Source organism: Microcystis sp. M53602_WE12, from assembly GCF_030065455.1.
GTDB classification, from domain to species: Bacteria; Cyanobacteriota; Cyanobacteriia; order Cyanobacteriales; family Microcystaceae; genus Microcystis; species Microcystis aeruginosa.
Genome location: NZ_JASJFB010000803.1, coordinates 1 through 11,818 on the forward strand (window position 1 = coordinate 1; position 11,818 = coordinate 11,818).

The following is an 11,818-nucleotide window of genomic DNA, read 5'->3' on the forward strand; positions in this document are numbered from 1 at the left end:
AACCCTTATAGAGACAGACATTACCGCGATTTTTGTCAATTGTTTGCGATCTAGAGCGAACTAATCAATTAAATCTCTTGCCAGATAAGGATTTAGTCGATTTATGCCCCCATATCGAACCATACCAAGTCCCGAAGAGCCCAATATCGAGATGATAACAGTCATTTAAAAGACCAAATTGTTGAAATATCTGCCACTAATGTTGACCTGCAAAAAGAATTAGATTCTTTAACTTCAGAAATGCGGAATTTAACTGAAGAAAAAGCCAAAATTACGGCGGAGCGAGAGAAAGTTATTGCTGAATTAAAGCAGATCGAAATGGAAGTAAAAGTGGCAGCCCATAATGTCCGTAGTACCAAGTCTGTATATGGAAAGCTAACTATTTTATGGACTTTAGTGAAATCTCTATTTCTCGATGATAACTGGGAAGATTTTGGTTCGATAGATAATAACTTGCCCTCCGATCCTGACCGGCCACAAATGGGGAGTGGTCAGTCAAATATCAACAAATCTTTGCTAGATAAATAAATCAGTTAAGGAGTAAAATCAATCATGTCTAGAATCAGTAAATTAATTGCTAACCTAGAAGATTTGCACCAGCAGGATCTAAAAAATGCCGCCCAAGTTTACGGAATTACGGCCACGTTGACTGTCCGCTTGCAAGAAGTTTTAAATAGTTTAAGCGAGCAAAATTTGAATATTGCCCATAAGTCTTTGCCTGAAGGAAATTTAACTAAAGATGATATTATCTCCCTTTACGGTAACTATAATAATGCCTATAAAGCCTATAAAGAAGCCTACAATATTAAATGCTCAAAGGGATGGGAGGCATTTTTGCAAGCGATTCATGGTTTAAAACCTCCCGGTCTTTCTCTTAGTTTAGAGCAGCGCGTCGAACAGTTAGAGAAAACGGTAAAAACCTTAGTGGAAATTCTCCTCGATAAAACTTAACTCCAACTGAACTTAATCCGCGGGACTGTCTTTTTGGATTAATACCTCACCAGCGATTAAACGTTGGGCTGCCAACAGCAACACATCCTCAATATAGGGCTTGACAAAATAACCTTTTGCCCCTTTAGCTGCGGCGAGATGCTGCATTTTTTGCGACCCTCGCGAGGTAATCATCGCTACTGGTATCCCTTGAAGTTGTTCATCCTCTTGCAGACGAGAGAGCAATTCTAACCCATTCAGGCGAGGCATTTCGAGATCGCAGAGAATCAGATCACAAGCTAATCCAGCCCGTAATTTTTCCCATGCTTCTAAACCGTCTCGGGCCTTTTCAATGCGATAACCAGCTTTAACCAAAGAAATCGCTAACATTTCCCGCGCCGTTACCGAATCATCGACAATCAAGACCCGAGGAGTCGATTGTGCAAAGAAATTAGCGGGATTACTGTCAATAATCGTTGTATCGGGGGATCAAGACGGGTTAGGAGTCGCTTTAATACTATTAGCTAGTAACACTTCCCCCGCAATCATTCTTTCAGCTGCCGAGAGTAAATCTCTTTCCGTGTAGGGCTTGGTAAAATAACCACTAGCCCCTAATGTCGCCGCCACCTGACGATGACGTTCCGCTCCTCGGGAAGTCAATAAAGCGACGGGAATCGAGGCTAATTGGGGGTCTTTTTGCAAATTATAGAGTAATTCTAGGCCATTCATGCGGGGCATCTCGATATCGCAGAAAACGATATCACAGGGCAAACCGCCGCGTAATTTTTCCCAAGCTTCTTGACCATCCCGGGCCTGTTCCACACGATAACCAGCTTTACTAAAGCTTAAAGAGAGCAATTCCCGGACAGTAATCGAATCATCGACAATCAGAACCATAGCCCCCGATTTTTGCCTAGTTTTCACCGCTACGGGGGGGAGAGGTTGGCGCCAAGGACCACCGTTATCGGTACGCAGACGACCCCTGGCGATGTCGATTAACTCTAACACATCGCCGATCGGCATCACCGTACCATCGCCCAAAACCGTCGCCCCAGCAATCCCAGCCGTTTTCGGAATCGGTCCTTCGATCTGTTTGATGACGATTTCCAGTTCACCGATCACTTGATCCACCTGTACTGCGAGGAGATTATTACCACCGCGCAGGATCACGATCGAAAAAGAGTCTTGCTCCTGTTTGCCAGTATAAAAACTACCGCGACTTAGTTGCCGATTGTAGGAAAGCAATTCGCTCAAGGGTTGGAAGGGTAGTAAAGTATTTTGCCAGACAACGCAGCGCCGTCCCTCCCTATCCATTTGGATATCGCTGGACCGGAAATCCTTCATATCTTCCACTCCGTCCATGGAGAACCCGATGCGCGCATGATTACTAACACAACAGAGGGCCTTACAGATACTCAGGGTTAGGGGTGAACGGATGGTAAAAGTGCTTCCTTTGCCCAGTACCGAGTCAATAGTAACGGTCCCGCGCACATCGATTAAACTGGTCTGCACCACATCTAAACCCACCCCACGACCAGCAAAATCATCGGCCTGATCTTTGGTACTAAAACCGGGGTGAAAGAGGAGTTTATAGACTTCTTGGGGACTGAGGTGTTCAGCTTCCTGATCGCCGATCAGGCCTTTTTCGATCGCCTTGCGTTTCACCTGATCAGCATCAATACCGGCCCCATCATCACCAACGGTGATCACGGTTTGATTCCCCTGTAGGAATGCCCGGACAGAGATGGTCCCGAGGGCAGGTTTCCCTTTGGCCATGCGTTCTTGGGGTGATTCAATGCCGTGGGTGATCGCATTGTTGACCAGATGGGTCATGGGACTATTGAGATGTTCGAGGATCATCTTATCGATGAGAACATCACCCCCTTCCACTTTTAATTTGGCTTGTTTATCGAGTTTCAGGGAAATATCGCGAATTGCCCGGGGTAGGCGTTCGGCGGCTTGACTAAAGGGAACCATGCGCGATTTGGTCATCCCTTCCTGTAGTTGGGTGGTGGCCTGTCGCAGACTGCGCGTCACCTGATCGGTTTCATCGACGACAAATTGAAGATCAGAGGCCGATTCTCGCACTCGTACGATCAATTCGATCATCTCTTGGGATAATAAATGGAAATCGGTAAAACGGTCGATCTCTAGGGCATCTAGTTCGCCGGCCATGGCCGAATCCCCCTGATTTTCTCCCTGAACTCTACCGTAACCGATGGCACCACCGGAATTGCGACTAGCCAGTAAAGCCCCTTCTAGGAGGCTTCTTTCATAGAGATCCTGCATCCGACTGCCCACATCACCCAGATGTTGGACGCAGGTTAGCAAATTATCTAAAAAGAGACGCAGGCGATCCTGTTCCTCTTCAAGGCGATTGCGTTTAACCACCAGTTCCCCGATCAGATTGCTGAGGTTATCCAATTGTTTGATCGGCACCCGCATCGTCTGTTCAAAAGCTTTACTGACAAGGGGACGCAGGTTTTTTGACCCGACCGGTGAACTGAAACTGGCCGCCGGATTTGCTGCCATCACCTGATTGGTTTCTTCGAGGAGTTTTTCTAAATCCCTGAATTCATCCTCTGGGAGGCTTTCTGGCGCAATTTCCAGTGATTCTAACCCTTGCAGAGGTTCCGCCGCCGCCACCGGGTCCACTGCTGGGGATTCCCAGAGGAAGGCCTCTAGGGATTCAAAGATGTCTGGTAGTGGCGGTTGCGCCGGTGGCGTGGGTTTTTCCAGAAAAGCTTCTAAGTCTTCGAGGCTGTCGTAAAAATTGGGGTTGCCGATGGCTATAATTGCTTCTGAGTCCAAGACCACCGCATTTTCTAGCAGCAGAGATTCGAGATCATCCCCATCTTCCGGTTCTAACTTGGGAGCCGGTCCGGGGGTAGAATAAAGATCATTAGTGGCGGATTCTTCCCAATTGATACTATCGCCAAAAAGTTCCTCTAGAGCCTCGTCACCGTCGGCGTCTTTGTCTTCTAAACTCTCTAACAGCTGTTCGAGATCCTCGTTAAAGAGATGATCCGAGTCGGGTTTCATCATGATTTGCTTCCTGCCAAGTCTTCCTTTTTGGTCAACCAATACGCTCTCTCTAGCTTCAGATTACCCAGAATTTTACTCGATAACTCTATCCACTAGCAATTTTTTTATGGCTAATCAAACTCTTGGACTCGATCAACAATTTTACTCCTATTATCAATCTATCTGTCTGCGAGAATCTCCGATTTTAGCTCAATTACGTCAAGAAACTGCCTCTCAACCCCTGGCAGTCATGCAGATTGCCCCCGAACAAGGTCAGTTTATGGCTTTTTTGGTACAGGCGATCGGGGCGAAAAAAACCCTAGAAATAGGGGTTTTTACCGGTTATAGTTCTCTAGTGGTAGCCTTAGCTTTACCCCCAGAAGGCAAGCTGATCGCCTGTGATCTAAGGGAAGAATATACCAGTATAGCCCGCCGTTATTGGCAGCAGGCCGGTGTCGCCGATAAAATCGATTTAAGAATTGCCCCGGCCCTGGAGACTTTAGATCAATTAATCGCCGGGGGAGAAAGTAATAGTTTTGATTTTGTCTTTATCGATGCCGATAAAAGTAATTATGATCCCTACTACGAACGGGCGTTACAATTGGTCAGAAGCGGCGGAATTATCGCCATCGATAATGTTTTTTGGTCGGGACGAGTAGCGGCGGCCGATAGCACCGATAATCGCACCAAAATTATCCGTTCACTTAATGCCAAAATTCAGCAGGATCAACGGGTCAATATCAGTATTATTCCTATTGGTGATGGTTTGACCCTGGCAATGAAAAAGTGAAGAAGTCGATTTTTGTTGTCTAAATTTAGTTACCAGTCGCCAACCACCCAGGACAACGCTAGATCTCTTAAGACAGTTGACCAAAAATTATGGCTGAGAACGACAGCACTAAATTATCAGTTCAACGGAGAGGGTGGGATTTGAACCCACGTTAGGTGTTACCCTAAAGCAGATTTCGAGTCTGCCGCATTCAACCACTCTGCCACCTCTCCACAGGGTTTGAGTCTGGATTATCATTTTAACAGATTACTTGTCCTCGGATTGATTTTTTTTGATCGACCTCTTGCATAATCTATTTTTGAGGGTTTAAAAACGTCAAAAATAAGGATTAAGTGGCATAAACTATCTAAATATAGCGTTTCCTAAGCTAGTGAGGTACACCTGTTTTTCTTCCCCTTTGCCTTTTGCCTCTTGCCTTTTGCCTAAAACCCAGAACTTTTGTACCTCAGCAGACTGAAAAACGCTATAGACTATTTAATCGATTATTATTCATTATTGATTCTCCTGACTACTGACGACCGACTCCTCAGCAACCATAACAATTTTTGATTTTTACCGGAGGTCTGATGAATCAAGCTCCTTTTCTTCCAGTTAACCATCCCCAGCCTAACTTTCTCCACTGGTTAGGGAGTCTCTGGAAATTTTCCCGTCCCCATACGATTATCGGCACTTCTTTAAGTGTTTTAAGTCTGTATTTAATTGCTTTGGGCAATATTAGCGATTTTTTTAGCCATTGGCCAGTTTTATTGCTCACTTGGGTCGCTTGTCTTGCGGGTAATGTCTATATCGTCGGTTTAAATCAGTTGGAAGACATCGACATCGATAAAATCAATAAACCCCATCTTCCCCTAGCCAAGGGCGAATTTTCTCGGTTAACAGGACGGTTAATCGTGGTTTTAAGCGGTATTTTAGCAATTATACTGGCTTTTATCGGTGGTTTTTGGCTGTTAATCACCGTGGGGATTAGTTTACTCATCGGTACTGCCTATTCCTTGCCACCAGTGCGTTTAAAACGCTTTCCCCTCTGGTCCGCCTTCTGTATTTTTACCGTCCGGGGTGTCATCGTCAATTTAGGTCTTTTTCGCCACTACAACACAGTTATCAATCAAAATCAGTCTATCTATCCCTCGGTCTGGGTTTTAACAGCTTTTGTTCTCGTTTTCACCGTTGCGATCGCTATTTTCAAGGATGTTCCTGACCTAGAAGGCGATCGCATTTACCAAATTACCACTTTTACCCTGCTTCTCGGTCCTCAAAAAATCTTAACAATTTCCCTATTGACAATTTCTCTATGTTATGGGGGGATGATTGCCGTCGGTCTCTTGGGGATAACGGGAATTAATTCTCCTCTGGCCATTGTCGCCCATCTGCTCCTACTTGTTCTTCTTTGGTGGCGTAGTCGCGGAGTAAATTTAGAAGATAAAAGCGAAATCAGCCAATTCTACCAATTTATTTGGAAATTATTCTTCCTAGAATACCTGATATTTCCCCTCGCTTGTTTAATATGAAAATATCTCCTTTTTTAGCGGCCATTCCCTTACTTTTGCTAGGTGGTACAAGCGCACCAAGTCAAGAAACCATCGATCCGCAACTATTAACCGGCAACCTTCGTTTAACCCTGAAAAATGGTGTTTGGAAACTGTGGCAAGATCAACCCGTTTATCAAAATCTGACCCTAGATTTAAGCTGTGATCACGCTGTTTGTCAGCCGTCGGTGTGGGGATACGCGCTCAAATTCAATAAAGAAGTGGATCACCAAGGTACGGTAAAAGCGATTAAATTAGACAATGCTTGGCGATTACAGGTGAAAATGAACATTCAAACTCACCCTTGGCAAGGGGAAGTCAGGGAAGCTATCTATAATATCGAAATTGTCCCCTACCAAGACCAACTTATCGGCAGTTATCAAGGCACTTTAGGGGGAAGAAGACTACAAAACCAAGTTAATGGCACAATTTCCCCTTTATGGCCTAATCCTGTCCCTAATCATCAACCCCTACAAGCGCGAGAACATCCCCGTTTAATCTTTCGCAAGTCAGAATTAACTAATCTCAGAGAAAAAGCGAAAACTCCCATCGGTAAAACTATTATCGCCCAATTAAACAACAGTTTACAAGAAAAAATTTATTACGATGGTTATGTTCCTAATGGTGGTTATCATGCCACAGGTCATTGTTTTTTAGCAATTTTAAATCAAGATAGAAAATCAGCAGAAATCGCCTGGGAAATTATCGAAAAAACCCGTAAAAATCGGGGAAGGAGAGTCTTAGAACAAGCACCAATTGTCGCAGGAGTTGCTCTCGCTTACGATCTTTGTTATGATTTTTGGGGAGAAAAGCGCCAACGGGAAATTACTCGCTGGTTATCCAGTGAAAGTAAAAAACTTCTCAAAGGTGGTTCACCCAAAGATGGATGGAATGGAGAGGCAGTTAGTAACTGGAATGCGCGGGCCAGAGGTGCGGCAGGATTAGCTAGTTTAGCGATTCTCAAGGAAGATTTACCGCCCGATTCTCTCTATTCTCCCTCTGCACAGGTGGAAATGGCCAAACGTCACCTAGAACGCTATTTTACCACAGCTATCGGCGATCGAGGATTTGGCACAGAAGGAGATTTATACACCACCGAACCCATGGTTCTCGCTGTTTTTCCCTTTTTGCAAGGGTATCGAAATAGTCTCGGATTAGACTTAGTAACTGGTTCCTCGGCAGCCCAATTGATCCCCCATTATTTAACCAGAATTGTCCCTAAAAATGGTCAATTATTGATTCCTGCTTATGGCAGACATCAGATGTTTGTAGGAGTGTCTTTATTAACTATCGGATTGGGAATTACCGATAAATCATGGCTGCCAGCGCTAAAATGGCGATTACAAGGACAGGAAAAACAACTTTTTCACCCCCATTATCCCCATATTGCCCCTTTTCTTCTCGCTGCTTATCCATCTAATCTTATTCCCGAAAATCCCGAACGCCAACTTTCCAGGGTTTTAGTTGATCAACAAAAGGGATTTTATGCTTTTCGTAATCGCTGGCAAAATGAAGAGGATTTTGTCGCTAGTATCTATCTTAAACAGCAACCTTTTGTGGGAGGATGGTCTTTTCCCGATGTCGCTAGTGTGAGAATTTGGGGATTAGGAGGACATTGGGCGAGTTTTGAGAGATCAAAAGGCGACTGGAACTCAGAAAATACCGTTATTTTCCCGAAAACACCGCCTTGGACCCAGGCAAAACCGATGACTTTTCAATCTAGTCCCGATGGTTCGGGAGTAATTACGTTAAAAACTGATAAAATTAGGGTTAAAGGGGCTGAACCACCCGCAGGAGTTGCTCTAGTTCGCTCTTTCGCCGTCGATTACAGTCTGTCCTCCGGTTCCCCCGGATTATTCGTCTTGATGGATAAATTATTAGGTAAAGTCGAGCAACCAGAATTTATTAATAAAACTTGGGTGATGAATACCCAGGGAAATGTTACTCTCGGAAAAAATAGTTTTACTATCACTCAAAATCGGGCAAATATGCAGGGAACTTTTATAACTCCCGTGACTTTAAAAGTCGAGAAAACTAATACAGGTGAGCGCATTTTAGCCACGGGTAGCGAGGAATTTTTTCTGGTGATGACCGTACAGAAAAGTCGTCCCCCAGCAGTTAAAATTATCGGCAAGGGATTAGATGCGATCGTGCAAATTGGCTCCCAGGAAATCTCAATTATCGACGGTGCAGTTAGATTAAAAGAGATGAATTTTCAAGAGCCATAAAAATTAGCAAGTGACCAAAGAAAAGTTAACAGTTGTCCAGGGGCATTTGTAAAGATGAAGACTATTTGAGCAATTATTGATGATATAATCAAGGTGGCTGACCAAAATAGCCCCTAAATTTAGAACTATCTAAATTGCATCTATAATTTCCGCCTAACTAAACTATGACTAAATATCATCAAATCACCGTTCACAATCGTCAGACGGGCGAAAAATTTGTCACCACCGTTCCAGGGGATAACTATATACTGCACAGTCTGGAAAAACAGAGTCATCAATTACCCTTTTCCTGTCGCAATGGAGCTTGTACCAGCTGTGCGGTCAGGGTATTATCGGGAGATATCCATCAACCAGAAGCGATTGGACTATCGCCGGAATTAAAAGCCAGAGGTTATGCTTTACTTTGTGTCAGTTATGCCCGTAGCGATATGGAAGTAGCCACCCAAGACGAGGATGAAGTGTATGAATTACAATTCGGTCGCTTTTTTGCCCGTGGGAAAGTGCGTTTTGGTTTACCCTTAGATGAAGAATAGATTAGGGATTAATCGTGCCAGATACCAGCAGCCAATTAGAAAAATACCTAGACATTGCCAGCGAAGCCGCCCTAGCAGCGGGAACAATTATCCTCGATAATTGGGGTAAAATCGAGACAATAGAAGAAAAAGGGCGATCGGGCGATTTAGTGACGGAAATAGATCGTCGAGCAGAAACAGAAATTCTCAAAATTATTGGCCGTCACTTTCCCAAACACGGGATTTTAGCGGAAGAATCGGGAAAACTGCAAGGGAGGGACAGCGAGTATCTCTGGGCGATCGATCCTCTCGATGGAACCACCAACTATGCCCACGGTTATCCCGTATCCGTCGTCTCCATCGGACTACTGATCGCAGGGATAGCAAAAGTGGGAGTCATCTATAACCCCTTTAGAAAGGAACTATTTCGGGCAGCCCGGGGTTTAGGATCCACCCTGAACCGTCGTCCTATCCATGTCTCCCGGACGAGTGAACTAGAAAAAAGTTTACTGGTGACGGGCTTTGCCTATGATCGTTGTCAAACCCCCGATAATAATTATGCCGAATTCTGTTATCTGACCCATCTGACCCAAGGGGTACGCCGCAGCGGTTCCGCTGCCAAAGACTTAACCGATGTGGCCTGTGGGCGCTTAGATGGTTATTGGGAACGAGGGATTAATCCCTGGGATCTGGCCGCGGGAATTATTCTGATCGAAGAAGCTGGCGGTAAAATTAGCGCCTACGATGAGAGTCCTTTTCTGATGGAAACGGGGCGAATTCTGGCCACTAACGGACACATTCACACCCCCTTAAGCCAGGCTCTGCAAAAAGCCGCCTCTTGGAGTTTTCAGTTTTAATGGGATTATCATTTTAGAGTAGGGTCTGCTGTATGCCTTTTCCGATTTCCCAGGGATTATTTCAATTTGATTTAATCGATCACTTCGCTGTTTTAGGAGTCTCGATCGATGCCGAACATGAGGAGATTCGCGAGCGTTACTTAAAAATCGCCTATAAACTTCACCCCGATACCTGTCGCCTTTACACCCCCGCCGAAAGGGAACAGGCTCATCAGTTACTCGCCAAATTAGTTAACCCAGCCTACGAACATCTAGGCCGCGACCTATCTCGGGAAGAATTCCGCCTTGTTTTAACACAAATGGGTAAGGCAATGGCGCGAGATTCGGGTAAAATCACCATCAATAGCGAACCAGCTAGAAAACTAGCCCAGTCCACCGCTAACTATGAATTAGCCTATCAAAAAATCCTGCAATCTTTGGCGATCGATCAATATACCGCCCTGGAAAATACCTATCAGAAAATCGCCCAACTCAGTGAACTCAATCTGGTTTATCTGATGCTAACCGAAGGTCAGGGCAACAAGAAAACTACCCCGAAAGTCTTTATCTCCCAAGGCAATCCTCGCCAGTCCGAGTTAGTGGTCGCGGCTACCACCACGGCAGCCCCAGCTAAAGCCAAGGAATCGCCCTTAGAAGCCTATATTCGCCGCGCCCAAGCCTCTCTTGACCAAAATAACCCCGCCCAAGCTTTGCGAGAATTGCGCGATGCCCTACGGGAAGAACCAGATAATAGCATCTGTCACGCCCTGCTCGGTTTAGCCTATCTGCGACAAAATCAACTCTCCATGGCCCGGGTTCATATCAATCGCGCTTGGCAAGCCCGCCCCAAAGATGCGACGGTGATTAGGTGCAAACGGGAACTGGATAAAGTAGTTAATCCTAATACTGAAATGGAAGACCAGAAGGGACAAAAAAAGGAAGGGAATACTAAGGGCGGTTTTTGGTCCCTATTTGGTGGTAAAAAGAATAACTAGCTCAAACCATAACGGTATAAGCTTGATACCAAATCGTCATTTTAACCCGCCTGTTACCCCACGCAGGTAACAGGAGAAAAGAAACGATCAGCCCGAGACTCAAGCTCAAACTAGACAGACAAAACAGCTTACCCTGATCAGTAAGTGGGTGGGTGGAATTAAATATAAGATGAACGTAGGTTGGGTTGAAGCATGAAACCCAACGCCCGCATAGTTTACGCTACCGCTAACCCATCCTACAAATAATTGTGCCTCCCTACTTAGGGTTTGCTGAAAAAGTCGCTCAAAGAATTATGCTATTGAGTGCCAATAATTTGTCGCCCAAGTGATAAGTTTTACTTGAGTAAAACTTATCACTTTTAACATAATTTTTATTAAAGCGTTGCCGACATCTTAGTTCTTTTGTTCGCCCAGAAATCAAGAAAAACAAAAAAAGCCCAAAAAACTGCCGAAGCAGTCGGGAAAGATTGACAACCAAAAAGGTAATAGCAATGGACGTTTCTGAAGTTTCAGGTAGTTTTGTCATGCACAGATTTAAACCAAATCTTCTCTTAGCTTGTCCGAATTTCCCTTCTATTGCATTGCGAAAACTCTCGTCCTCTTGTGCTTGTTTTTTTAGTCCAGCGCTTCGATTCTTCGGTGGTCTTCCCAAGGGTAATCCACTTAATCTTATCCCTCTTTCCTTGCACCATGCCAAGTTTTCTCTGGTTCGATAAATTTTATCGACATGAACGGATTGCTGGCTAACAACCATAAGTCTCTTTAAAGTTTTCTACTTGCGCTTTCAAATCTTGAGATTCATTAAAGTTTTCCCAAGACAACCGGTGTAAAAATACGGCTCTTCGGTTTGTGTTATGCAATGGACGGGGGTTATAAGGGATGGAACCCTTACATAGAAAGGCATTTAGCGATTTTTGTCAATTGTTTTTGCTCTAGAGCAAACTAATCAATTAAGTCTCTTACCAGATAAGGATTTA

11 protein-coding genes, 1 tRNA gene and 1 pseudogene are annotated in these 11,818 nt (G+C 44.6%); 9 read left to right on the top strand and 4 right to left on the bottom strand.

Going from position 1 to position 11,818, the window contains the following annotated elements:
- The first annotated feature begins 32 nt into the window (after positions 1–32).
- The 3 genes from PX482_RS24500 to PX482_RS24510 all read left to right on the top strand — a co-directional run bounded on the left by PX482_RS24500 (position 33) and on the right by PX482_RS24510 (position 951).
- Positions 33–155, top strand: coding sequence for a hypothetical protein (locus PX482_RS24500; protein ID WP_288023767.1), 123 nt, complete (start codon positions 33–35; stop codon positions 153–155).
- 85 nt (positions 156–240) lie between these two features.
- Positions 241–528 carry a hypothetical protein gene (locus PX482_RS24505; protein ID WP_002795750.1) on the top strand — a complete coding sequence of 96 codons (288 nt, stop codon included), beginning with the start codon at positions 241–243 and terminating at the stop codon, positions 526–528.
- A 24-nt stretch (positions 529–552) separates the two neighbouring features.
- A complete protein-coding gene (locus PX482_RS24510; RefSeq protein ID WP_002760825.1) occupies positions 553–951 on the top strand; it encodes a hypothetical protein in 399 nt (132 codons plus the stop codon).
- 12 nt (positions 952–963) lie between these two features.
- Here PX482_RS24510 and PX482_RS28220 read toward each other — a convergent pair whose 3' ends face one another.
- A complete protein-coding gene (locus PX482_RS28220; RefSeq protein WP_502846637.1) occupies positions 964–1,353 on the bottom strand; it encodes a response regulator in 390 nt (129 codons plus the stop codon).
- A 66-nt stretch (positions 1,354–1,419) separates the two neighbouring features.
- Positions 1,420–3,975, bottom strand: a complete 2,556-nt coding sequence (locus tag PX482_RS24515; RefSeq protein ID WP_002760822.1) for a hybrid sensor histidine kinase/response regulator — start codon at positions 3,973–3,975, stop codon at positions 1,420–1,422.
- 106 nt (positions 3,976–4,081) lie between these two features.
- Here PX482_RS24515 and PX482_RS24520 point away from each other — a divergent pair, with 106 nt between their 5' ends.
- Positions 4,082–4,744, top strand: a complete 663-nt coding sequence (locus PX482_RS24520) for a class I SAM-dependent methyltransferase (protein WP_002760819.1) — start codon at positions 4,082–4,084, stop codon at positions 4,742–4,744.
- Positions 4,745–4,869: 125 nt separating this feature from the next.
- Here the strand turns inward: PX482_RS24520 and PX482_RS24525 are convergent.
- Positions 4,870–4,956 (bottom strand) — tRNA-Ser (locus PX482_RS24525).
- A 354-nt stretch (positions 4,957–5,310) separates the two neighbouring features.
- Between PX482_RS24525 and PX482_RS24530 the strand changes: the two genes are divergently transcribed.
- From PX482_RS24530 to PX482_RS24550, 5 genes are all read left to right on the top strand, one after another.
- Entirely contained in the window at positions 5,311–6,252 is a 942-nt protein-coding gene (locus tag PX482_RS24530) for a homogentisate phytyltransferase (RefSeq protein WP_002760818.1), read from the top strand.
- Positions 6,249–8,498, top strand: a complete 2,250-nt coding sequence (locus tag PX482_RS24535) for a hypothetical protein (protein ID WP_002760816.1) — start codon at positions 6,249–6,251, stop codon at positions 8,496–8,498. The genes PX482_RS24530 and PX482_RS24535 overlap by 4 nt, the downstream gene beginning before the upstream one ends.
- Before the next feature lie 164 nt (positions 8,499–8,662).
- The gene (locus PX482_RS24540) at positions 8,663–9,031 is read left to right on the top strand and encodes a 2Fe-2S iron-sulfur cluster-binding protein (protein WP_002760814.1); all 369 of its coding nucleotides are present in this window, start codon (positions 8,663–8,665) and stop codon (positions 9,029–9,031) included.
- Positions 9,032–9,045: 14 nt separating this feature from the next.
- Positions 9,046–9,867: an inositol monophosphatase family protein gene (locus PX482_RS24545; protein ID WP_002760812.1), complete on the top strand. Its 822-nt coding sequence runs from the start codon at positions 9,046–9,048 to the stop codon at positions 9,865–9,867.
- Positions 9,868–9,899: 32 nt separating this feature from the next.
- On the top strand, positions 9,900–10,841 hold the full coding sequence (locus PX482_RS24550) for a J domain-containing protein (protein WP_002760810.1): 942 nt from the start codon (positions 9,900–9,902) through the stop codon (positions 10,839–10,841).
- A 291-nt stretch (positions 10,842–11,132) separates the two neighbouring features.
- On the opposite strand, the pseudogene PX482_RS24555 reads toward PX482_RS24550, so the two are convergent.
- A pseudogene (locus PX482_RS24555) lies at positions 11,133–11,677 on the bottom strand (transposase); the annotation flags it as partial.
- Positions 11,678–11,818: the final 141 nt, after the last annotated feature.

Coding starts and splice junctions, on each gene's coding strand:
- PX482_RS24515 (WP_002760822.1), bottom strand. CDS start 3,975: ATGATGAAACCCGACTCGGATCATCTCTTTAACGAGGATCTCGAACAG.
- PX482_RS24535 (WP_002760816.1), top strand. CDS start 6,249: ATGAAAATATCTCCTTTTTTAGCGGCCATTCCCTTACTTTTGCTAGGT.
- PX482_RS24510 (WP_002760825.1), top strand. CDS start 553: ATGTCTAGAATCAGTAAATTAATTGCTAACCTAGAAGATTTGCACCAG.
- PX482_RS24550 (WP_002760810.1), top strand. CDS start 9,900: ATGCCTTTTCCGATTTCCCAGGGATTATTTCAATTTGATTTAATCGAT.
- PX482_RS24540 (WP_002760814.1), top strand. CDS start 8,663: ATGACTAAATATCATCAAATCACCGTTCACAATCGTCAGACGGGCGAA.
- PX482_RS24530 (WP_002760818.1), top strand. CDS start 5,311: ATGAATCAAGCTCCTTTTCTTCCAGTTAACCATCCCCAGCCTAACTTT.
- PX482_RS24520 (WP_002760819.1), top strand. CDS start 4,082: ATGGCTAATCAAACTCTTGGACTCGATCAACAATTTTACTCCTATTAT.
- PX482_RS24505 (WP_002795750.1), top strand. CDS start 241: ATGCGGAATTTAACTGAAGAAAAAGCCAAAATTACGGCGGAGCGAGAG.